General features: G+C 33.3%; 27 protein-coding genes. 22 read left to right on the top strand and 5 right to left on the bottom strand.

What is annotated here, in order from left to right; translation table 11 throughout:
• The 17 genes from JOD96_RS22615 to JOD96_RS19460 all read left to right on the top strand — a co-directional run.
• Positions 1–138 (top strand): class I lanthipeptide (locus JOD96_RS22615; protein WP_209565893.1); only part of this gene is annotated, 138 nt, incomplete at its 5' end.
• A gap of 6 nt (positions 139–144) precedes the next feature.
• Entirely contained in the window at positions 145–288 is a 144-nt protein-coding gene (locus tag JOD96_RS19535) for a class I lanthipeptide (RefSeq protein ID WP_165828981.1), read from the top strand.
• A gap of 5 nt (positions 289–293) precedes the next feature.
• A complete protein-coding gene (locus tag JOD96_RS19530) occupies positions 294–437 on the top strand; it encodes a class I lanthipeptide (RefSeq protein WP_165828981.1) in 144 nt (47 codons plus the stop codon).
• 6 nt (positions 438–443) lie between these two features.
• Positions 444–587 (top strand): class I lanthipeptide, encoded by a 144-nt coding sequence (locus tag JOD96_RS19525; RefSeq protein WP_165828981.1) that lies wholly within the window; start codon positions 444–446, stop codon positions 585–587.
• Between the two features lie 5 nt (positions 588–592).
• A complete protein-coding gene (locus JOD96_RS19520; protein ID WP_165828981.1) occupies positions 593–736 on the top strand; it encodes a class I lanthipeptide in 144 nt (47 codons plus the stop codon).
• A gap of 5 nt (positions 737–741) precedes the next feature.
• Entirely contained in the window at positions 742–885 is a 144-nt protein-coding gene (locus JOD96_RS19515) for a class I lanthipeptide (RefSeq protein WP_165828979.1), read from the top strand.
• A gap of 5 nt (positions 886–890) precedes the next feature.
• The gene (locus JOD96_RS19510; protein ID WP_165828981.1) at positions 891–1,034 is read left to right on the top strand and encodes a class I lanthipeptide; all 144 of its coding nucleotides are present in this window, start codon (positions 891–893) and stop codon (positions 1,032–1,034) included.
• Positions 1,035–1,039: 5 nt separating this feature from the next.
• Complete coding sequence (locus tag JOD96_RS19505) at positions 1,040–1,183, top strand: class I lanthipeptide (protein ID WP_165828981.1); 144 nt, start codon at positions 1,040–1,042, stop codon at positions 1,181–1,183.
• 5 nt (positions 1,184–1,188) lie between these two features.
• Complete coding sequence (locus JOD96_RS19500) at positions 1,189–1,332, top strand: class I lanthipeptide (protein WP_165828981.1); 144 nt, start codon at positions 1,189–1,191, stop codon at positions 1,330–1,332.
• Positions 1,333–1,337: 5 nt separating this feature from the next.
• Complete coding sequence (locus JOD96_RS19495; RefSeq protein ID WP_165828981.1) at positions 1,338–1,481, top strand: class I lanthipeptide; 144 nt, start codon at positions 1,338–1,340, stop codon at positions 1,479–1,481.
• A gap of 5 nt (positions 1,482–1,486) precedes the next feature.
• Positions 1,487–1,630: a class I lanthipeptide gene (locus JOD96_RS19490; protein WP_165828981.1), complete on the top strand. Its 144-nt coding sequence runs from the start codon at positions 1,487–1,489 to the stop codon at positions 1,628–1,630.
• A gap of 5 nt (positions 1,631–1,635) precedes the next feature.
• The gene (locus JOD96_RS19485) at positions 1,636–1,779 is read left to right on the top strand and encodes a class I lanthipeptide (protein WP_165829091.1); all 144 of its coding nucleotides are present in this window, start codon (positions 1,636–1,638) and stop codon (positions 1,777–1,779) included.
• Positions 1,779–1,922: a class I lanthipeptide gene (locus tag JOD96_RS19480; protein ID WP_209565890.1), complete on the top strand. Its 144-nt coding sequence runs from the start codon at positions 1,779–1,781 to the stop codon at positions 1,920–1,922. Before JOD96_RS19485 ends, JOD96_RS19480 begins: the two co-directional genes overlap by 1 nt.
• Positions 1,923–2,178: 256 nt before the next feature.
• Positions 2,179–3,333 carry an HlyD family secretion protein gene (locus JOD96_RS19475; RefSeq protein ID WP_209565889.1) on the top strand — a complete coding sequence of 385 codons (1,155 nt, stop codon included), beginning with the start codon at positions 2,179–2,181 and terminating at the stop codon, positions 3,331–3,333.
• Positions 3,326–5,485: a peptidase domain-containing ABC transporter gene (locus JOD96_RS19470; protein WP_209565888.1), complete on the top strand. Its 2,160-nt coding sequence runs from the start codon at positions 3,326–3,328 to the stop codon at positions 5,483–5,485. Before JOD96_RS19475 ends, JOD96_RS19470 begins: the two co-directional genes overlap by 8 nt.
• Positions 5,486–5,503: 18 nt before the next feature.
• Positions 5,504–8,638, top strand: coding sequence for a lantibiotic dehydratase (locus tag JOD96_RS19465; protein ID WP_209565887.1), 3,135 nt, complete (start codon positions 5,504–5,506; stop codon positions 8,636–8,638).
• A 3-nt stretch (positions 8,639–8,641) separates the two neighbouring features.
• A complete protein-coding gene (locus JOD96_RS19460; protein WP_209565886.1) occupies positions 8,642–9,754 on the top strand; it encodes a zinc-binding alcohol dehydrogenase family protein in 1,113 nt (370 codons plus the stop codon).
• Here JOD96_RS19460 and JOD96_RS19455 read toward each other — a convergent pair.
• Together JOD96_RS19455 and JOD96_RS19450 are read right to left on the bottom strand one after the other, a co-directional pair.
• Positions 9,751–10,101 carry a hypothetical protein gene (locus JOD96_RS19455; RefSeq protein WP_209565885.1) on the bottom strand — a complete coding sequence of 117 codons (351 nt, stop codon included), beginning with the start codon at positions 10,099–10,101 and terminating at the stop codon, positions 9,751–9,753. The genes JOD96_RS19460 and JOD96_RS19455 overlap by 4 nt on opposite strands.
• A 52-nt stretch (positions 10,102–10,153) precedes the next feature.
• Positions 10,154–11,128 (bottom strand): polyprenyl synthetase family protein, encoded by a 975-nt coding sequence (locus tag JOD96_RS19450; protein ID WP_209565884.1) that lies wholly within the window; start codon positions 11,126–11,128, stop codon positions 10,154–10,156.
• Between the two features lie 264 nt (positions 11,129–11,392).
• On the opposite strand from JOD96_RS19450, the gene JOD96_RS19445 reads away from it, so the two are divergent.
• The 5 genes from JOD96_RS19445 to JOD96_RS19425 all read left to right on the top strand — a co-directional run bounded on the left by JOD96_RS19445 (position 11,393) and on the right by JOD96_RS19425 (position 18,338).
• Entirely contained in the window at positions 11,393–11,911 is a 519-nt protein-coding gene (locus tag JOD96_RS19445; protein ID WP_209565883.1) for a YceI family protein, read from the top strand.
• Between the two features lie 108 nt (positions 11,912–12,019).
• Positions 12,020–12,619 carry a TetR/AcrR family transcriptional regulator gene (locus tag JOD96_RS19440; RefSeq protein WP_209565882.1) on the top strand — a complete coding sequence of 200 codons (600 nt, stop codon included), beginning with the start codon at positions 12,020–12,022 and terminating at the stop codon, positions 12,617–12,619.
• A 29-nt stretch (positions 12,620–12,648) separates the two neighbouring features.
• A complete protein-coding gene (locus JOD96_RS19435) occupies positions 12,649–13,983 on the top strand; it encodes a TolC family protein (RefSeq protein ID WP_209565881.1) in 1,335 nt (444 codons plus the stop codon).
• 9 nt (positions 13,984–13,992) lie between these two features.
• Positions 13,993–15,060 carry an efflux RND transporter periplasmic adaptor subunit gene (locus JOD96_RS19430; protein ID WP_209565880.1) on the top strand — a complete coding sequence of 356 codons (1,068 nt, stop codon included), beginning with the start codon at positions 13,993–13,995 and terminating at the stop codon, positions 15,058–15,060.
• Positions 15,061–15,161: 101 nt separating this feature from the next.
• Entirely contained in the window at positions 15,162–18,338 is a 3,177-nt protein-coding gene (locus JOD96_RS19425) for an efflux RND transporter permease subunit (RefSeq protein WP_209565879.1), read from the top strand.
• 143 nt (positions 18,339–18,481) lie between these two features.
• On the opposite strand, the gene JOD96_RS19420 is transcribed toward JOD96_RS19425, so the two are convergent.
• The 3 genes from JOD96_RS19420 to JOD96_RS19410 form a co-directional block, all read right to left on the bottom strand.
• Entirely contained in the window at positions 18,482–18,919 is a 438-nt protein-coding gene (locus JOD96_RS19420) for a retropepsin-like aspartic protease (RefSeq protein WP_209565878.1), read from the bottom strand.
• Complete coding sequence (locus tag JOD96_RS19415; protein WP_209565877.1) at positions 18,871–21,534, bottom strand: CHAT domain-containing protein; 2,664 nt, start codon at positions 21,532–21,534, stop codon at positions 18,871–18,873. Before JOD96_RS19415 ends, JOD96_RS19420 begins: the two co-directional genes overlap by 49 nt.
• 171 nt (positions 21,535–21,705) lie before the next feature.
• The gene (locus JOD96_RS19410) at positions 21,706–23,658 is read right to left on the bottom strand and encodes a PKD domain-containing protein (protein ID WP_209565876.1); all 1,953 of its coding nucleotides are present in this window, start codon (positions 23,656–23,658) and stop codon (positions 21,706–21,708) included.
• Between the last annotated feature and the right edge of the window lie 19 nt (positions 23,659–23,677).

Genomic DNA, 23,677 nt, shown 5'->3' with positions numbered 1-23,677 from the left:
AAACAAAACCCAAACAACAAGCTTGCTTTCAACAAAGTGGCTGTTACAGAATTGAACGACACACAAATGCATGACGTTGACGGCGGAAGCTCTCCAGCATGTTACTTAGTAATCAGTTTCTTAATCGCAAAACTATAATCAAAAATGAAAAAACAAAATCCAAACAACAAGCTGGCTTTCAACAAAGTGGCTGTTACAGAATTAAACGACACACAAATGCATGACGTTGACGGCGGAAGCTCTCCTGCATGTTACTTAGTAATCAGTTTCTTAATCGCAAAACTATAATCAACATGAAAAAACAAAACCCAAACAACAAGCTTGCTTTCAACAAAGTGGCTGTTACAGAATTGAACGACACACAAATGCATGACGTTGACGGCGGAAGCTCTCCAGCATGTTACTTAGTAATCAGTTTCTTAATCGCAAAACTATAATCAAAAATGAAAAAACAAAACCCAAACAACAAGCTGGCTTTCAACAAAGTGGCTGTTACAGAATTAAACGACACACAAATGCATGACGTTGACGGCGGAAGCTCTCCAGCATGTTACTTAGTAATCAGTTTCTTAATCGCAAAACTATAATCAACATGAAAAAACAAAATCCAAACAACAAGCTGGCTTTCAACAAAGTGGCTGTTACAGAATTGAACGACACCCAAATGCATGACGTTGACGGCGGAAGCTCTCCTGCATGTTACTTAGTAATCAGTTTCTTAATCGCAAAATTATAATCAAAATGAAAAAACAAAACGTAAACAACAAGCTGGCTTTCAACAAAGTGGCTGTTACAGAATTAAACGACACACAAATGCATGACGTAGACGGCGGAAGCTCTCCTGCATGTTACTTAGTAATCAGTTTCTTAATCGCAAAACTATAATCAACATGAAAAAGCAAAACCCAAACAACAAGCTTGCTTTCAACAAAGTGGCTGTTACAGAATTGAACGACACACAAATGCATGACGTAGATGGCGGAAGCTCTCCAGCATGTTACTTAGTAATCAGTTTCTTAATCGCAAAATTATAATCAAAATGAAAAAACAAAATCCAAACAACAAGCTGGCTTTCAACAAAGTGGCTGTTACAGAATTAAACGACACACAAATGCATGACGTAGATGGCGGAAGCTCTCCTGCATGTTACTTAGTAATCAGTTTCTTAATCGCAAAACTATAATCAACATGAAAAAACAAAACCCAAACAACAAGCTTGCTTTCAACAAAGTGGCTGTTACAGAATTAAACGACACACAAATGCACGACGTTGACGGCGGAAGCTCTCCAGCATGTTACTTAGTAATCAGTTTCTTAATCGCAAAATTATAATCAAAATGAAAAAACAAAATCCAAACAACAAGCTGGCTTTCAACAAAGTGGCTGTTACAGAATTAAACGACACACAAATGCATGACGTAGATGGCGGAAGCTCTCCTGCATGTTACTTAGTAATCAGTTTCTTAATCGCAAAACTATAATCAACATGAAAAAACAAAACCCAAACAACAAGCTTGCTTTCAACAAAGTGGCTGTTACAGAATTAAACGACACACAAATGCATGACGTAGATGGCGGAAGCTCTCCTGCATGTTACTTAGTAATCAGTTTCTTAATCGCAAAACTATAATCAAAATGAAAAAACAAAACCCAAACAACAAGCTGGCTTTCAACAAAGTGGCTGTTACAGAATTAAACGACACACAAATGCATGACGTAGATGGTGGAAGCTCTCCTGCATGTTATCTGGTAATTAGTTACTTAATTGCTAAATTATAATGAAAAAACAAAACGTAAACAACAAGCTGTCTTTCAATAAAATAGCTGTTACAGAATTAAATGACACACAAATGCATGATGTAGATGGTGGAAGCTCTCCAGCATGTTATTTGGTAATAAGTTACTTAATTGCTAAACTTTAATTAGTTTTCGGACATGCTCCTTCAAAAAAAGCGTTATCGGTTTACACTGATAACGCTTTTTTTATGCTTTAAAATCATAAAAACCAACACAATCGAATCGTTTTTACAATTCTTTTGAAAAGCACATTTAATATGCTGTTTTTCAGTGTTTTGTGTTTGTAATTATAACCCGATTTTTTATAAAAATAGGCTTTTTTCATTTTTTTCTTCCTTAAATAATAGGTTCATTTGTCATAAGAAATTAATACGACACAAGATGAACGATAAAGAAATTTTCCCAGAAGAGATTTTGAACAACACTGTTGAAAGTCATATCATTAAACATAATAAGAAAACTTCTTTCTTATTTGTCATTACATTTTTAGTGCTGTTGATTGCCTTTGTTTCTCTTCCTTTTATATATATAGATGTTTATACAACAAGCAGAGGAACTATAATTCCTCAGGAAAAGAAACTTACGCTTTATTCTCCTATTAGTGGTAAAATTTCCTTTTTTAATATTGAAGAAAATCAGAAAATAAAAAAAGGCGATACTTTACTTATAATAGAGCACAACATATTAAAAGAAAGAGAAAATTTAAATACAATTCAGAGTTCAGAAAATTCCCTTTATTTAAGTGATCTGAATAACTTAATTCATAGAAATTACAGCCAGATCAGATCAGATCAATACAAAAGAGAGCTTTTAAAACATCAGCAGGAATTATATAATCTGGATATAGTGGTAAAAAATACTCAGGCAGACTTTGACAGAAAAGATCATCTTTATAAAAAAGAGGTTATTTCTAAATCTGAATTTGAAAAATCTGAATTAGAACTGAATAAAATAAAGAATGACCGCATCAACCTGATCAAACAAACAGAATTATCCTGGCAAAAAGAATACACTCAGCTGAGTCAGGATAATAAAAGTATTCATTCTAATCAAAAACAACTTAAGGAAGAAGAGAATAATTACATCATAATTGCTCCGATCGATGGTGAATTGATCAATATGCAGGGATTTAATAAAGGAAGCGGAATCGCATCAGGAAATCCAATTGTAGAAATTTCGCCCGACAAAAGTATAATTGTAGAAACTTATGTAAACCCATCCGAAATTGGATATTTAAAAGAAGGAGGCGATGCCATTTATCAGATTGATGCTTTCAATTCAAATCAATGGGGATTTGCAAAAGGAAAAATCTTCGAAATAAGTAAAGACATTCTTATCGTAAATAATAATCCTTACTATAAAATAAAAAGCAACCTTCATGTCAATAGCTTAACCTTAAAAAACGGAGCCAAAGGAAATCTAAAAAAAGGAATGAGTTTGACCAGCCGTTTTTTCTTAACCAAAAGAACTGCCTTTCAGTTATTGTTTGATAAAGTAGAAGATTGGTTTAATCCTTACAACAGCAAAAATGAGTAAAATAGAAATAAAACAACATGATTTTTCAGATTGCGGTGCTACTTGCCTGGCATCAATTTCTGAACATTATAATCTAAGCCTTCCGATTTCGAGAATTCGCCAATATGCCAATACAAACCAAAAAGGGACTACGCTGTTAGGACTAAGAGAAGCTTCAGTAAAACTGGGATTTCTTGCAAAAGGGGTAAAAGTTTCTTTTGAAGGATTAAAGGATATTCCGCTGCCTTCACTTTTGCATGTTTTGATAAAAAAAGACGGACACGAGTTCCCTCATTATATTGTTGCTTATAAAATCACCAGTACTTATATCCAGATAATGGACCCTCAGGTTGGTAAATTAGAAAAAAAGCCACTGGCTGAGTTTGAAAAAATATTTACAGGCTATGCCTTAATATTAGTTCCGGATGAAGATATTTTTAAAGAAAAAAATGAAAAAATATCAAATTTTAAAAGGATACTATTTTTACTAAAACCTCATAAATATATTTTATTGCAGGCTATTATAGGAGCTGTTTTGTATACTTTGTTAGGATTTTCGGTTTCGATTTATGTTGGTAAGATTACAGACTTCGTGCTTGTAAGCGGAAATAAAAGTTTACTGAACCTAATGAGTATAATAGTAATTGGCTGTTTGCTGCTGCAAATTTTATACAGCGTATTAAAAGATATTTTCATTTTAAAAACAAGTCAGCAAATCGATTCACGACTTATTTTAGGATATTACAAACATCTTTTTACAATGCCTCAAAAGTTCTTTGATACGATGCGAATTGGTGAAATTATGTCTAGAATTGGCGATGCCGTAAAAATTAGAGCACTTATAAACGAAACAGCTTTAAGCATTTCTGTAAATGTCCTAATCGTGTTTTTTTCGTTCATCTTTATGTTTTCTTTCTACTGGAAATTAGCGTTGATAATTTCGTTAATCATTCCGTTTTATATCATTATTTATTTGATAACAAATAAGTTAAATAAAAAAGTAGAACGTGAGATAATGGAAAAAAATGCACTCATGGAATCTCAGCTTGTAGAATCCATTAAAAATATTGGTACTGTAAAAAGATTATCCCTGGAAGATTTTTCTAAAACAAAAACAGAATTAAAGTTTGTAGATTTATTAAAAAGTATTTATAAATCAGGAATGAACGGAATTTTTGCAAGAACTTCTACTGATTTTATCTCAAGATTATTTACCATAATCCTTTTATGGGTAGGAACTTATTATGCTATCGATGGAGAGATTACTCCGGGGGAACTGTTTTCATTTTATTCTATAATAGGATATTTTACCGGGCCGGCCTCACAATTAATAGGTACAAACCAAGCTATTCAGAACGCCATGATTGCATCAGATCGTTTGTTTGGTATTATGGATCTGGACAGAGAAGAAATGGAATCTAAAGTATGGCTGACAAAAAATAATTTTGATGATATTAAATTTAAGAATATCGATTTCTCTTATGAGTTAGGGCGTTACATTTTTAAGGATTTAAATCTTACCATAAAAAAAGGAGAATTTACAGCCTTTGTGGGAGAAAGCGGAAGCGGAAAAAGTACTATTGCATCCTTAATTCAGAATATATACAATCCGAAAGAAGGAAAGATATTAATTGGTGAATATGACTTAAATTACATCTCTAAAGAAAGTATTAATTCGCTGATTACTACGGTGCCACAAAATGTAGAACTTTTTGACGGAACTATCGCATTTAATATTTCTATTGGGGACTCAACTCCTGATATGGAAAAAATAATAGAAGTAAGTAAAAAAGTAGGTGCTTATGATTTTATAGAATCTTTGCCAAACGGATTTAATACTTATTTAGGAGAATTTGGTGCTAATTTATCGGGAGGAGAAAAACAAAGAATTGCGTTTGCAAGAGCACTTTATAAAGATCCTGAAGTGCTCATACTTGATGAAGCAACCTCGGCGCTGGATTCTGAATCTGAATTGGTTATCAAAAAATTAGTAGAAGACCTGAATGCAGAAGGCAAGACAATTATTGTAATTGCGCACAAGCTTCAGTCGATTAAAAAAGCTGACGTAATTTATGCCTTCAAAAAAGGAGAAATCGTTGAATCAGGCTCGCACGATGAGCTTATGAATAAAGAAGAATACTATTATAGAATGTGGAATAATATAATTGTTTAATAAGGAAATTTAACAAAAATGAAAAATTACTCTTTTACAAAAACGGCTATCGTAAGAACTCCAATTGAAGAAAAGCAAATGGATCTTACGTGGGAAAAAATTCAGGCAATTTTTTCTAAAAAAGAAAACAGGGAAGCATTATTTATAGGTTCTCCAAATATTTATAAAGCACTTGTTATGTGGGAAACAGGTGAAGCTTTTCAAACAGAAGAAGAACTTAAAAACTTAAAAGGATCTTTATATAAATATGCCTCAAGATTAGCAAACAGAAGTACCCCTTTTGGAATGTTTGCCACCGTGGCGGCAGTAGACCTAAACTCAGAAACCAATCTTAATATTGCAGCAAGTACTTTTGGCAGATTTACCAAGTTTGACATGTATTTTTTAGGAAGCTTCCTGCCTGTTATTGTAAAAAATGATGCTATCAGAAATGCTTTAAAATATTACAGCAACAATTCTATTTACACAGTTCTTGATAAATACCGTTATGTCGAATATTATTTTAAAGACAATGTTCGCTTTCATAAAATTTCTGAGGTTGAAATGAGCGATTATCTGGAACTGATATTTGAAAAAGCAAAAAACGGAGTTCTGTTAAGCGAACTTGCAGATCTTCTTGTTTCTGACGAAATTTCGTTGAAAGATGCACAGGAATTTATCGATACACTTATTCAAAGTCAGTTTATTGTAACCGAATTAGAATTTACCATTACCGGAGAAGATTATTTTGAAAAACTATTGAGAATATTTTCAGAAGCAAGATTCGATTTTTATGAAGCCGAAGTTATCAAAGAATTAATTACAAATTTAAAATCCAAAATCAATTACCTTGACACAAATAATAGTAACGATCCTGCTCTATATACTCAAATTCATGAGTTAGTAAACGAAGAATTAAATAATGTCGATATCTCAAAATTATTTCAGGTAGACAGTTTTAGAAAGATTTATCAGGGTTCTGTAAGTTTTAAAACTTTAAAGAATTTACGTCCGGCGTTGAGTGTTCTAAACAAATTGCAATCTGTTTCGGAAAACAATAATTTGAAAGAATTCAAAAGAAAATTCCTGGAGCGTTATGAAGAATACGAACAACCACTGGTAAGTGTTCTGGATCCGGACATAGGAATTGGCTACGCAAAAACAGCTGGTGCAAAATCGGCTTTGGTTGATGAATTACTTATTGGTGGGGGACATTCAGATGCCAATCAGATTTCTATGGATTCTAAAAAAACTTTTCTGTTCAAAAAACTACTTCAGGCTACAAAAAACAATTTGCAGTCAATCGAATTAACAGATGAAGAAATTAACAAATTTGAAGAGAATGAATCTCTATATCCTGATACTTTTTCTGCATTTGTAAATATATTTCATGAAAATGGAGTTGAAAAAATCAATCTAAAAACAGCCAGCGGCCCGTCTGCAAATGGATTGATTGGAAGATTTAGTCATTTAGACACCAAAATTCTTGACTTGTGCAATGAAGTATCCAGTATTGAAAATCAGCTTAATCCGGATAAAATTATTGCAGAAATAGTGCATTTGCCTCAGGCAAGAACAGGGAATATATTATACAGAAACTTTCAGAGAGATTATGAAATTCCTTATTTAGGAAACGCTTCTGTAGACAGAGATCATCAGATTATGATCGATGATTTGTATGTTTCGGTAAAGTCAGGAAAAATTGTGCTGCGTTCAAAAAGACTGAATAAAGAGATAATCCCGAGATTGAGCAACGCCCATAATTTTGTTTCAAATGCATTGCCAATCTATCATTTTTTATGTGATCTTCAAAATCAAAACTCTTTCGGATTTGGATTTAGCTGGGGAGCACTTCAAAACGAATTTGATTTTTTACCCCGGCTAACTTACAAAGACACTATTTTTAGCAGAGCAACCTGGAATATCACTAAAACAGAAATTGATCATATCCTTGCTGCCGGCGAATCAAAAAATACCGAATTTATAAATAATTTCAGAAAAAACAGAAATATCCCCGATCTGGTTTATATCTCGCAAGGCGACAATGAAGTTCTTATAAACTTTAATAATGAATTGAGTTGCAATGTGTTTTATTACATGCTAAAGAGTGAAAACTTTGTTCAGTTAAAAGAATTTTTATTTGAGGAAAATACAATTACAGGTAATTATTGCAATGAAATTATTTTTACAGCACACAAAAATATCGAGAAGAAAGCAGAAATCATTGAGGCAAATCAATTTGTTTCTAATGAAAATCAGCAAGGTGTAGCAACTTCATTTTCGATAGGAGAAGAATGGCTTTATTACAAATTTTACTGTGGAGAAAGAGCCGGAGAAGAATTGTTAAAAAGAGGCATTGCTCCAATTGTTGAAGAATTAAAAGAAAAAGGCATTATTGACAAATGGTTTTTTATTCGATATTATGATGCTCAGGGACATCATATCAGATTTCGTGTTTTATTGAAAAACAGTAATTTATTTACAGATTGTATCCGAATCATAAGACAATATACCGACCCTTTGGAACAAACCAGAATCATCTGGAAAACCCAGACAGACAACTATCTGCGTGAATTGCAGCGTTATGGATATGAAGCCATTGAAAAAACAGAAACTTTGTTTTTTAATGACAGTGATTGTACCTTAAAATTTGCAGATATGATTGAAGGCGATACAGGAGAAAAAATAAGATGGATGTTTTGTCTATTGTCTATCGATCATTTCTTAAATGATTTTGACGTAAAACTCGAAGGAAAAGTCAAACTGTTTAATGTAGCCAAGACTGGTTTTGGCAAAGAATTTAACCGTTCAGGAAGACTGAATAAACAAATTAATGAAATGTTTGTAAAACATGAATCTGAAATAGAATACTTTCTGGACCCAAATCTGATGGATGAAATTTATGAGCCTTTGCTGGAAATTCTTCATGAACGTACAGAGAAAAACGCTGATGCTGTAAAGCAAATAAAAGAACTGGGCAAAGAACACCGTTTGCCAACTTATCTGGACAATATAATGTTAAGTTATGTTCATATGATTTGTAACCGAATCTTCTTAACAAAGCACAGAATACATGAAATGGTTGTTTATGATTTTTTATACAAATATTACAGCAAACAGCTTCACACTGGAAAAAGAGAAAAAACGACAGTAACAGAAGAATTAATATCATAGATTATGAGAGCATTAGCAGTAGTAACATCTTCTTTGTTTGATCAGATTGAAGATCATAATAAACATTTGATTTGTATTGATAATTTAGAAATTCCTTTGGCTTTTATAGAAGGAAGTTTTCCGGAATTTAATGAAGAATCAGAACAATATGCCAATTTTGTTTTGGTAAAAAAGACAAGTTTCTCTTTAAATTACAGAGATTTAGGAGTTATAGAAAATGCATGGCAGAAATTAAAATCTGCAGAAATTGATACTTTTTATCCCATAGGATCAGATTTTGCCGGGCATGTAATTGCAATTGGGAAAAGTGTTTCTTCATTGTCTGTTGGAGATTTGGTAATAGGAAACTGTTTTTATCCCGAACCTGAAAATGGTGCAATGCCTGGAATTCCGTCAAATCATGCAAGCAAAGAATATGAAATTTATCATTTTGGCAAGTTAATCAAAGTGCCGCCTTATCTTTCTGGTGTTGAGGCAGGTGCATTGGGTATAGGAACACAAACAGCCAATGCTATGGTTCGCAAGGCAAATATTAAAAAAGGAGACAATGTTCTGGTAACCTCTGTAACCTCAAACACTTCTTATTTTTTGTTAAATGCACTCTGGAATCTTGAATGTAATGTTTACGGATTATCTTATTCAGGAAAAAATACAGAAACCGTTCGCGAACATTTTCCTTTTATAAAAGAAATTTTCTCAGTAAATAAAAAAAACATTCCTAATACGATATTGTTTGATGCTGTTTTGGATTCATTTTCAGATACGTATTTAGAATATTTAATGCCTAATCTGAATCTGAATGCCCGTTACTTAACGTGCGGAATTTTCAATCAGTCTCTGGATAAAATTAAGAATGTTAAGCCTACCAATTTAACTTTGCTGATTGCCAATTTGATGATGCGAAACATTAGTTTTATTGGTAACTGTTTAGGAACAACTGATGATTTGGTAACAGGTTTGGAATTTTATAAAACAAAAAAATTATTGGTAGATTCCGTTTTTACAGATGAAAATTCCTTGTCAGATTTTGTTACTAAATCCTATAATCTGGACTCAGATAAGTTTGGAAAAGTAATTTATGAATACAGCGAAACAGAGCAGGAAGCAGAGGCTTAATAATTTTTTCTAAACCACACTTTCTGCCATTCCCTTTTTAAAATTAAAAACGAAACTTGTTCGGCAAGGATTACCAAATCTGAGCCGTCAAGTTTTTTTATTTCGCTTTCAGAAACATCAATGATATAAAGTAAATTCAGGTATTCAGCAAATTTGTACTGAATCATGCGATAGATTTTTTCGTGAAGCTGAATTTTTAATTCATCCGGAGAAATACTCAGCGGAAAATCGATTCCTTCATTTGCCAGATTAAAATCCTTATTGATCTGTTCAATCAATTTTAAATACAACGTCTCAGCCTGAGCTTCCTGTAGTAATGATTCTGTGTTTTTAGGAGCGACAAACATTGATTTTAATTTTAGATTGCTGAATTATGATTTTATATTTTTGGGATGAAACTTAAACAGTTCGACCCATTAAGTTTTCTCCAAAGGTCTTAAGGATTTCCTTTTTTTCTTTAGAAATTGTCATTTTTTCTAAAGTCTCAAAAGCCTTTAAAGTGTACATTTCAATAGCTTCCTGCGTAGCTTTTGAAGCTCCGGATTCATTAAAAATAGCTTTTGCTGTATCAATTTTAGCAGTATTATCTTCCAGTTGCAAATGAAATAAATTCTGTAGTTGTAACGCCTTATCAGGAGATGAAAACTCTAAAGCTTTTAAGTACAAATATGTTTTTTTGTTTTCTATAATATCACCGCCAACTTGTTTTCCAAAAGTTTCAGGATCTCCAAAAGCATCCAGATAATCGTCCTGAAGCTGAAAAGCTAATCCTAAATTAAGCCCGAAATCATAAATCAGATCCGCTTCTTTTTCAGAAGTTTTGGCTACGATTGCCCCCATTTTCATAGCAGCAGCAACCAAAACGGCTGTTTTATATTCGATCATTTTTAGATATTCCGGAATGGTTACATTGCTTCTTTCTTCAAAATCAACATCCCATTGCTGGCCTTCGCAAACTTCAAGAGCAGTCTTGCTGAATAATTTTGCTAAATCCCTAAAAATGGCCGGCTCATATTGCTCAAAGTATTGATAGGCCAAAATAAGCATGGCATCTCCGGATAAAATTCCGGTGTTGATGTTCCATTTTTCATGTACCGTAACTTTTCCCCTTCGCAAAGGCGCATCATCCATAATATCATCATGAACCAACGAAAAATTATGAAAAACTTCGACAGCCATAGCGGCAGGAAGAGCTGTAGTATAATCAGTATCAAAAACTTCAGCAGCCATTAATGTTAATACAGGACGCATACGTTTTCCGCCAAGGCCTAAAATATATTCAATAGGTTCATAAAGGTTTTTTGGCTCTTTGCTAATGCTTTGGTTTTTTAAATAACTAATAAAAAAATCCTGGTACTGACTTATATCGTGCATAAAATGAAATTCTGATTTACGAGGCTCAAAGATACAATTCAATTGTGAATTATCGGTTTCTAAATTTTTAAATACTAAAGCCAGCAAATTAGCGACAAATTCGCCTAATAAATAATTTGTTAAAATTTTTTCTAAAAAACTTGGAAACTTTTTTGGTATTTAGAGTTTCCTGTCTATATTTGCACCGTTATTGGAAACTAAGAACACTATAAAAGTTTCCGTAAACAATTTGAGTAATTTATAAACTCATTAAATCAGACACTTATGACAACATGGACGATAGATTCTAGCCAATCAGATGTTTTAATAAAAATGAGACATTCTATCATTGCGTATATAGGCGGAACTGCAAACAAATTTGACGGTTATGTAAATATCGAAGACAACGAGATCGAAGATGCTTCTGTTGAGTTTTCATTAGATGTAAATAATAGAAATGACAGTTTTCAGCAAATTGACACATACTTGCAGTTAAATGATCTTTTTAATGTAAATGAACATCCTATTATAAGTTTTAAATCGACTTCATTTCAAAAGATTAATAACAACATTAATTTTTTCAAAGGAGATCTGACTATTAAAGATGTAACAAGAGTAGTAGAACTTGATGCAGAATTTATTGGTGTTAATTCTTATAACGGAGAGAAAAAAGTAGCATTTGAAATCAAAGGCGATATTAAGCGCCAGGATTTTGGATTAGACTATAATTCTTTTAACCATAATGGTGGTTTGGCTCTTGGAAAAGACATAAAACTAATCGCAAATCTGGAGTTCAGTATATAAATCTTACACATTGAATAATTTAATGTAAAATTATTACAAAAATAGCGGAAACTATTTTTTAGGTTTTAGTTTCCTGTTTATATTTGTAGTACAATCTGAAAAATCAAAATGAAAGAGAAAATTATATCAAAAGCAAGTGAACTTTTTTTAAAGCTTGGTTTTAAGAGTGTTACGATGGATGATATTGCAGGTGAAATGTGTATTTCAAAAAAAACGATTTACAAATATTTCTGTAATAAGGAGGTTTTGATTGAAGAAAGCACATCAACAGTTCACAGACAGGTACATGAAATTATTGACAGTATTGTGGCGAAAAACCTGAACGCGATTCATGAGAATTTTGAAATTAGAGAAATGTTTCGTGATATGTTTAAAAACAATATAGACACATCGCCAATATATCAGTTAAAAAAGCATTATCCTGAAATTTACCAAAATGTATTGTCTCACGAAATTGAGCAGTGCACTAAATATTTTAGAGAAAATATTGAAAAAGGAATCCGTGAAGGATTGTATCGCCCGGATTTAAATATAGATATCTATGTGAAATTTTATTACACCCTCATTTTTCATATTAATGAAAATACGATTTCAGAAAGAGAAGCACAGGAAATAGAATTAGAAGCACTGGAATATCATACCCGTGCAATGGCAACAGAAAAAGGAATACTTGAACTTGAAAAACAACTAATAAAAATTAGAGCATAATCATCAATCTTTAAATATATATACTCCATATGAAACAAATAGTTCTTTTATTTTTGTGTACAATTGGTTTGACGGCCAACGCACAAGTAACCACTTTAACCTTAAGAGATGCTCTTACGTATGCGCTTCAAAACAAATCGGATGCTAAAAAGGCTAAATTACAGGTCGAAAACAGTGAGTATCAAATTCAGGAAGTACGTTCACGAGCATTGCCTCAAATTTCTGCAAACGGAAATATAACGTACAATCCGGTAATTCAGACAACAGTTATCGACGGAGCAGGATTTGGTGCCCCGGGAACTACAATTCAGGCAGCTTTTGGACAAAAATGGACATCAAATGCCGGTGTTTCTTTAACTCAGGCTATATTTGATCAGTCTGTTTTTACAGGATTAAAAGCGGCAAAATCTACACGTGAATTTTATCAAATAAATAATCAGTTAACAGAAGAACAGGTTATCGAAAGAGTTGCCAATAACTATTATTCTGTTTATGTACAAAAAGAAAGATTGGTTCTGTTAGACAGTAATTACGTAAACACAACAAAAGTTCGTGATATTGTAAAAGGGCAGTTTGATAATGGTTTAGCAAAAAAAATTGACTTAGACCGTATTATTGTAAAAATGTCAAACATCGACACAGAGCGTCAGCAAATTAAAAATCAAATTACTTTACAGGAAAATGCATTGAAGTTTTATATGGGAATGCCTATTGAAACTCAAATCGACATGCCAAAAGAAGAATTTGAAGTTGTACCAACGGCATTAACCGAGCAGCCAAATGTGGAAAACAGAACAGAATATCTGCTTTTGAAAAAACAGGAAGAGCTTTTGGTGTATAATAAAAAAGCAGTTGAGGCAGGATATTACCCGACACTTTCATTAACGGCAGGTTACAACTATATTGGTCAGGGGCCTCAATTTCCATGGTTTGCAAAACCACAAGACGGAGTTTACTGGTCAGATTACTCAGCGATAGGATTAAATTTACATGTGCCAATCTTTACAGGTTTTGGAACGCGTGCAAAAGTAAGACAAGCCGATGTAGAAATCAGATCTTTACAAGAAGATATTAAAGACACGAAACTTTCTCTTGATTTAGATTACAGAAATGCAATGGCTGACATCGAGAATAACATTGTAACTATTAAGAATCAAAAAGAAAACATGCAATTGGCATCAGAGATTCTAAGCAATACAAAAAACAATTACCTTCAGGGACTGGCATCTTTAACAGATTTATTAGATGCTGAAAATGCATCACTTGAAGCTCAAAATAATTTTACGAGAGCAGTTTTAAACTATAAAATTGCCGAAATAGCACTAATCAAATCAAAAGGCGAACTAAAAACTCTTATTAAATAACTAATTACAATGAAGAAAACTATTATAACAATCGTAATCATAATCGCAGCACTGGGTGTGATTGGATATGTCTTAAATAATAATAAGAAAGAAAATAAAGCAAAAACTGATATCGTTGCCGAAAAAAACGCTGCTGTTTCAGTAAAAGTAACAGAGGTAAAAACAGAAGAAGTTTCTTTGGATTTTGTTGCAAACGGAAATTTCCAGCCTATTCAGGAATTGACTTTCTCTGCTGAGAAATCAGGTAAAGTAATCAGCGTTTTAGCTAAAGAAGGTGATTATGTAAGAGTAGGCCAAACTTTATTGACAGTTAGAGGTGATGTAATTAATGTTAGTGCACAACAAGCACAGGCAGTGTATCAAAATGCAAAATCTGATTATGAGAGATATGAAAATGCTTTTAAAACAGGTGGTGTTACAAAACAACAATTAGATCAGGCTAAGTTAGCTTTAACAAATGCGAAATCTAACTTAACACAAGCAAACATTAATGTTGGAGACACAAAAGTAAAAGCGCCAATAAGCGGATTCATCAATAAAAAATATATTGAGCCGGGATCTATTTTGGCAGGAATGCCAGCAACAGCTTTATTTGATATTGTAAATGTTTCTAAATTAAAATTAGTTGTTACAGTAAACGAAAATCAGGTAGCAAGTTTAAAAGTCGGAAATACTATCAATGTGACAGCTAGTGTTTATCCTGATAAAACTTTTTCAGGAAGAATTACATTCATCGCTTCAAAAGCAGATGAGTCTTTAAACTTTCCTGTTGAAATTGAAATTACGAACAACTCAAATAATGACCTGAAAGCAGGTATGTACGGAACTGCAAATTTTGCATCAAACCAACAAAAACAAAACTTGATGGTTGTACCTAGAAATGCATTTGTGGGAAGTGTAAACAGTAATGAAATTTTTGTAGCAGAGAACGGTGTTGCAAAATTAAGAAAAGTAACCGCAGGAAGAATTTTGGGAGATAAAGTTGAAATTATCAATGGATTATCTGAAGGAGAAAAGGTAATTGTTACGGGTCAGATTAACTTACAGGATGGTAATACAGTAGAAATTATTAAATAAAGTAATTAGTGATTAGTACAGAGTACTTAGAATAGTTAAACTAAATAACTAGTGGGACTAAAGACTAAAAACTAAGGACTTAATAAATTTAAAAGAAATATATGAAATTAGCCGAAATATCCATAAAACGTCCGTCGTTGGTAATTGTATTGTTTACAATTCTAACTCTTGGTGGATTGTTCAGTTACAGCCAATTGGGCTATGAGCTGATCCCAAAATTTGAGCAAAACGTTATTACAATTTCTACAATATATCCCGGAGCTTCTCCAAGTGAGGTAGAAAATACCGTAACAAAGAAAATTGAGGATGCGATTGCTTCTCTGGAAAATGTTAAGAAAATTGACTCGAAATCCTACGAAAGTTTATCTATCGTTTCGATTACACTGACATCAAACGCAAAAGTCGATTTCTCTTTGAATGATGCACAGCGAAAAATTAATGCCATCATTAGTGATTTGCCAGAGGATGTAAAAACACCGGCACTGACCAAATTCTCCCTGAGTGACTTACCGATCATGACACTTGGTGCTAACGGAAAAATGGATGAAGCAGAATTTTATGACTTAATTGACAAAAAAATTGCGCCTATTTTATCTCGTGTACAAGGTGTTGCGCAAGTAAATATTATTGGTGGTTCTGAGCGTGAAATTCAGGTAAATCTTGATGCTGTAAAAATGCAGGGATACGGTTTATCTGTTCCGCAGGTTCAGCAGACTATTTTGACCTCGAACCTGGATTTCCCAACAGGAAACATTCAGACACGTAATCAAAAAATATTAATTCGTTTAGCGGGTAAATATAAAAATGTTGATGAATTAAGAAATCTGGTAGTTTCTTCTCAAAACGGAATTCAGATTCGTTTGGGTGAAATCGCCGATGTTCAGGATACACAAAAAATTGCCGAGAAAATTTCTCGTGTAGATCAAAAAAGCGCGATCGTTTTACAAATCGTAAAACAATCAGATGCCAATGCCGTTGCGGTAAGTGAGCAATTATTAAAAACAATTGCTACTCTTGAAAAAGATTATAAAGTAAACCAGTTAAAATTAGAAGTTGCAAAAGACAGTACCATCTTCACATTAGAAGCAGCAGACTCAGTAGTACACGATTTATTAATTGCAGTAATTCTGGTTGCATTTGTAATGTTGTTTTTCCTTCACAGTATTAGAAACTCATTGATTGTAATGGTATCTATTCCTGCTTCATTGATTGCAACATTTATTGGTATTTATTTAATGGGATATACCCTGAACTTAATGAGTTTATTAGGATTATCTCTGGTGGTAGGTATTCTGGTCGATGACGCGATTGTGGTACTTGAGAATATTTACCGACATATGGAGATGGGTAAAAGCCGAATTCGTGCATCGTATGACGGAACCGCAGAAATCGGCGGAACTGTAACTTCGATTACATTAGTAATTGTGGTTGTATTCCTTCCAATTGCGATGAGTTCTGGTTTAGTTTCCAACATCATTACACAATTCTGTGTTACGGTAATTATTTCTACGATGTTATCTCTTTTAGCTTCGTTTACAATCATCCCATGGTTATCATCTCGTTTCGGGAAATTAGAACATATAGAAGGAAAGAATTTATTCGGAAGAATCATTCTTGGATTTGAAAGTTATTTAACCCGTTTCACCAACTGGGTTTCAGAATTATTGACTTGGTGTTTAGATCATTATATTAAAACTATTGTAGTTGTAGTGATCTTATTCTTTGCTTCTACTATAGGATTAATGGGTGGAGGTTTCATCGGTGGAGAGTTCTTTGCATCATCTGATAGTGGGGAGTTCTTAGTACAGATCGAGATGCCAAAAGATGCTTCGTTAGAACAAACGAACTTCATGACGCAAAAAGCAGAAGCCTATCTAAAACAACAAGAATATGTTCACAGTCAGATTACAACTGTAGGGCAAACCAGTGAAGGTTTCGGAGCATCTCAGGCTACGGCTTACAAAGCAGAGATCGACGTAAAAATGATCGAACAAAAAGACCGTACAGATGATGCGAATGTTTACGCTGCAAAAATCAAGCGTAAGTTAGAAAAAGTATTAGTTGGAGCAAAAGTAAAAACTGTTCCGGTAGGTATTTTAGGAACTGCCGAAGATGCAACTTTAGGATTAATTGTAACAGGTCCTTCAACAGAAGCAGCTATGGCTTTTGCGAAACAAGCTGAAGCACAATTACGCACAATTCCGGGAACAACAGAGATTAAATTAACAGTTGAAGACGGAAACCCAGAAATTAACGTAAAAGTGGACCGTGATAAAATGGCTGCGTTGGGACTAACACTTCAAACAGTTGGTTTAACCATGCAAACTGCTTTTAGCGGAAATACAGACGGTAAATACAGAGCTGGTGAATATGAGTATGATATCAACATTCGATACAATGCATTCGACAGAAAAAGTATTACAGATGTAAGTAATCTGATTTTTGTAAATGCCGCAGGACAGCAAATCAAGTTGTCTCAATTTGCAGATATTACAGAAGGATCAGGACCTAGCCAGTTAGAGCGTAGAGACAAATCTGCTTCTGTTACTGTAAAAGGACAAAACGTTGGGGTGCCATCAGGAACAATTGTTCAGCAATGGCAGGTTAAATTAGACAAGCTTAAAAAACCAGCAGGTGTAAACTACATCTGGGGTGGTGACCAGGAGAATCAATCTGAAGGATTTGGTACTTTAGGAATCGCTTTATTGGCGGCTATTATTTTGGTTTACCTTGTAATGGTGAGTTTATACGACAGTTTTGTGCATCCATTCGTAGTATTATTTGCAATCCCGCTTTCATTTATTGGTGCGATGTTAGCATTAGCCCTGACAAATAACTCATTAAATATCTTTACAATCTTAGGTATTATCATGTTGATTGGTCTGGTGTGTAAGAATGCGATCATGCTTGTCGATTATACGAACCAGAGAAGAGCTGCCGGAGAATCGATCAGAACAGCCTTAATTCAGGCAAACCATGCACGTTTACGTCCGATTTTGATGACAACAATTGCGATGGTATTTGGTATGTTCCCGATTGCATTGGCATCTGGAGCAGGAGCTGAGTGGAAAAACGGTTTGGCCTGGGTAATTATCGGAGGATTAATTTCTTCTTTATTCTTAACCCTGATTGTGGTTCCGGTTATTTATAACATTATGGAAAAAATAATTGCTAAAGTTAGCAAAGGAGAAAAAATTGATTACGAAGCTGAAATGGTTGCCGATTATGAGCACACAGAATTAAGCGAGGACGGTTTTAATCCAAAACATACCCATTAAGAATTCCAACATTTAAAATTCAAATTCCAAAAGGAGCTTGAATCTTGAACATAAAAAATCCCAAATTCCAATTAAGGAGTTTGGGATTTTTGATTTATAAGAAATCCTAAAATTGGAATTTGGAGTTTTTAAATATTGGAAATTTATTTCAAATACAAATAATGATTAAAATAATCAATAATAGCCTTACCTTCCAACAAAACATCCGCACCGATAATACCGTGAACAGGTTTGGCCTTATAAGATTCTAAAGCTTCATTAACATGAGAAAGATCAAAAATTACCAAACCAAAATCAGCATTTTTCCAACTGCCAACTTGTAAAATATTATGAGCTGAAATTTCGGTTTTCATTCCCGTTCCGCCCGCACCCGACGCTTTTGTTTTAGATTTTTTTGATGAAATTTCAAAACGCTCCATACTTTCAAAACCTATGCAAGTGTTAGAAGCTCCAGTATCTAAAATAAAATTTCCCGAAACACCATTGATTTTAGCTTTTATAAGAAGATGTTGTGTTTTGGTAACTTTGAATTTTATTTTCTTGTATTTCTCTTTTTTGAGAACCTCGTGAAGATTTTCCATTTTTTGTAATGATTGAAAACCAAAAATAAACCAATTACAATCAAAAAACTAGTGATGTAATAGATATAATTTGTCGGTTTCTCTTCTGCAGAAACAGAACCATAATACACAAAAGAACTCCAATAATAAGGTGATTTTTTCGAATTCGGAATCGATTTGTCGTTTAGAAAAACCAATTTTGCATTGGCATTCGCTTCAAAATACGGAACATCATTTTTAATGTTTTTATAAAAATCAGTCATAAAAACCGATGTTGTATAATCATTGACTTTCCACAGCGAAAACAATAAATTCTGCGCGCCCGCAAACTGAAAACCTCTTGCAATACTCATGGCACCTTCTGCTTTATACAATTTTCCAATTCCGGTTTCACAGGCACTTAGAGCCACTAAATCAGGATTTATGTTCAAATTATACAATTCAGAATATAAAACTTCCTGATCATAAAACTTAATGCTGGCCGGAGTTTCAATATCGCCGGAAGAAGCGTGAGTACTTAAATGCAAAATAGAATATTGGTTTGCATTAGTTTTAAAATTAAAGAAACTGGCATTTGAATTCTTCAGATATTTTCCTTTAAAATAACTTTGAATAGATTCTAATTCTTTCTTCGAATAAGTCAGTTCATAAGCCGTTTTTTCGAAAACCGGAAAAATACCTAAAACTGTTTTATCTGAATTTGAAACCCGTTTTGAATTCAAATAAAAACTAGCCGAAGTATTATAAGCAATCTTAAAATCATTCAATAAATAATGCATTTTGGCAAAATTTGTTGTCGAAGATTCCTGAGTAATCAAAGCTTCAAAAGGCAGGAAATTCAAAATACCGTCTGGAACTATGATGAGGTTTTGGTATATTGAGTTTTGAGGTAATTTCAGCATGTCATAAAGCACTTTCCCGTATTTATTATATCCGGAAATATCGTTTGTAATAGCATCTGCAGAATTGAAATAATCTATAAACTGTGCAATTTTAGGAATGGCAGTATCTGTAATATTAATATGGAGGAGATTAATTTTGTCATTTTGCAAGATGAAATAAAATAAATTTTTCTCACCCATAAAATAATAAACCATGATAGCTTTATCATTTTCCAGTTTTGAAAATAAAGCTTTTAAATCAAAATTTTCGGGAATATAATCTGCATTTTTAGATTGCACTTTTTTCAACGAAATCATTATTTCGTGCTGCTTTTTTATAAACCTGTTTATTTCTGAAATATTCGCCGAATCACCTTTTTGCTGTTCTTTTAAAATAGCATTACTTAAGTTTTGAAGTTCTTGTAAAAGCAGTTTTTCTTTTGCAGAAGCATTTTTAATATTTGAACGATAGCCTTTTAATATTCCCGATTTTGTCCTTTCAGATAATCGAAAAGCTTCTTCCAGATATTGAGTTTTGCCCTCATTTTGAAAAAACTCATCATAAATTGAAATACACCTTTCGGTACGATTTCGTGATCGCAACTGCATCAGGATTTTTGAATTTTCGTAAACCAGTGAATTCATTAATAGATCTTCAATATAAAAGGAAAGTTCAAAAGCTTTTAATGCTTTTTTGGGATGTTTAAGCTGCAGAATTTCTGCTTGCAAATCGAGTGCATCAATCAAAACAGTTTCTGCATATAATTGATCTTGGTCTGGCAGTATATTTTTTGAATTGTAATCAGGAATCAAAGTTTTAAAAACTGCTGAAATCTGTTTGGTACTCTCATCATACTTTTGTTCATCAAAAAACAATAAAGCTTTTTCATAATATATTTTAGCGATTTTTCGTGGCTGTTGATTTGTAGTTCTAAAAAACAGTTTTTCTGCCTTGTTTAAATAAGAATTTGCAAGTTCAAATTTTTCCCTTTGACGGTTTAGCGTTGCCAGATTACGATAAGAATTCGATAAAGTCTCCAATTGATCGTTTTCGTTTTTCAGATAAATAACGGCTGATTCAAAAGCATTTTGAGTTTTATGATGAATTTCAGGGCGCATCAAATTTCTTGTAGAACTTAATAAATAACTATTCCCCAAATTATTCAATAAAATTCCTTTCTGCGAATTCGATAGTTTCTCTGTTTTTAAAGTATTTTCTAACAATTCAATCGCAAGGGAAATTTTGCCAGAACTCTGATAAACATTTGATAAATTCAAAATTGCAGCAAATTTTTGTTTTGGTGTGTCAGGATAATTTTTGAAGGTATTTACAATAAAAAAATACTGCTTAATCGTGTTTTCGGCGCTATCATAATCGCCCAGGACCGTATATAAATTGCCCAAAGGTTTCAGACAAAATTCTATAATATCGTAATTAGAAAGTTTATTTTTCTGGTAAATCTGCCAGGCTTTTTCGTAGCTTGAAATCGCTTTTTCGGTTTGCCCAAACTGATTTTCGTAATACGCTTTATTGCAGTTTAAAACGACAATTGCCAACAATTCATCTTTGGTTTTCGGTTTTGAATTCCTCCAGAAATCAGCTTCCGTATTCGTTAAATTTTGCAACGCTTTCGCGGAAGGATGAGCGACAAAAACATCAATTGCATTATATATTTTATCTTCTAAAGAAACAGATTTCTGTCCGAAAAGAATCAGAGTAAAGAAGGTGAAAATAAAGCAATATAGTTTTTTCATAAATGATTATTTATTCCACAGAGATTCGCAGAAAAGGTTGCCACGAATTACACGAATTTTCACAAATTAGCAAAGCTGAACGCAGTATTTAAAATTAATTCGTGAAAATTCGTGTAATTCGTGGCAAAAAAAAATATCTTCCAATCTCTGTGTATCTCTGTGGTATTGCTACTAAAACTTCCAAATCCCATAAAACTGAAAATAATTAAAATTCTGTTCAAAGTTAATTACATAGCGTGCACCCAAACTTGGGCCAATTCGCGCAAAACCTGCAGTTAAATCGAACAAAAGACCTGTTTTAAAATCAGCAAAAGAGTTTTTTACTTTATTGTCTGCTGTTGTTGTGCTGATGAGAAAACTTTCTTTCTCACCCTCAAAAGTCTCAATTTTTATGTCCTGATTTTGTTCTTCAGAGACATTTATATTCGCCTGAATGCCGGCACCAATTCCGATATAATTATTAATGTTATACCGAATCAAAATCGGAACTTCCCAATTGATATTTTTATTTTCAGTTGCCGTAGTCGTGCGTACCAATTGTCTTACTCCGTTTGCGTTTGTATTTACTACACTTTCGACATTAATAGCACTATCATATTTGTTTAACGCATTGACCCATTCTGCCTGCCAATAAAAGCGATATGATTTAAAAGGCGAAATCGTCGCGCCCACAAAATAACTTGTCGATTTTTCTAAATCGGGATACAAATTATAACCCGCTTTTACACCAATCGAAATTCCGGGCAAAAATCGGGTAGTGGCGTAGTTGGTAATTATAGGTTCGTTTTTATCAAAAATAATCGCGGTCCGGCTTCTGGTTTTTACTTTATGAAAATCTTCTGCAAACTTCATCGAATATTTTACAAAACCTTTTGTAGAATCTTTTTCATGTACATTTTTTTGTTCACTTCCGGGCAGATAAATGTTTTTGAAAGTAAAGAAAATCTGTTTTTGTTTAATGATAGTATCCAGGCAGCTCGTCGTAGGAACTTCGTCTTTGGGACAAATCGGACATTCGGGATACATACTTTCTATCCTGAAAGTTTTTTTGTCAAACATATCCGGAATATCAGTTTCCAGACGAATCATTCTCGCCGGGCCTTCACCATTATTTTGGAAACGTGTTTTAAAATTAACTCTTTTAAAACGCACCAGTCTGTAATTCATAAAACTTCCGTTAGAGCCCATTTTATTTGGGTCATGAGAAGTTACAATTTCCATCTCCAGATTTTTTATTTTGTGGTTTTTATAACTTCTGTTCGGTACAAAAATTCCTCTCATGGTAACTGTTGCGCTGGTATCTTTGATCATTTCAGGAGTAGTTTTAAACGTATAAAAGACATTACGTGTTTCTCCCGGGTTAGCATCATCAAATTCTAAAACAGAAACATTATGATATATTTTATTAGCGTCTAATAAAGAAGCATCAAGATCTTCTTCGGTTGTTGGGTTTTTGTATTTTTTAAGTTTGATTGTGTTTTCGGCAGAAGCCAGATAATCTTTAGAATCATCAAGATCATGAACAGAAGCGACTGTATTTTCTTTTATTTCGCGTTCGCTGGCGTAAGTCCTGAAATCGACCAATTCAAAATTGTTGTTTTTGAATTGTTTCTCATTATAAAAAAGATATAGTTTTCCGCTGGAAACATAATTTTCCAAATTCTGATAACCTACTACAACTACCATTTCCTGTTCTGGAATTGGATCACAGTTTTTTAAGATTGCAAATCCGTTTTGGTCTGCAATCGACGCAATATCTTTATAATTTGTATCAGTAATATCATTTACAGCTACTTTTTTCGGACGTGTTGCAGGAGGTTTTCCGTTGTCATAATTGTTGGTTACAGCGAGTCTGGCAGTATAAGTCCCTTTGTTTTTATAAACATGTTTTGGCTCTGCTTCTTTGCTGTAATGTCCGTCGCCAAGTTCCCATAGATAAGAATAACTTGGTTTTGGAGCACCCGCAATCGGAATTAAAGGTGGTGTTTCAGGTTTATAATTAACCTGATTTCCGTTTTGATTGTAAATAATATTGGCTCTTCGGGTTATGGTGTCTTTTACTTTGGTTTGCGCGAAAGAGAATATAGAAAAAAGAATAAAGAGAATAGATGATAGTGGTTTCATAACTAGAGGTTTTTAGCCC

The organism is Flavobacterium sp. 1355, from assembly GCF_017833415.1.
GTDB lineage: Bacteria > Bacteroidota > Bacteroidia > Flavobacteriales > Flavobacteriaceae > Flavobacterium.
The sequence above is the reverse complement of the archived record's forward strand: the minus strand, read 5'-3'. Positions and strand labels throughout refer to the sequence as shown.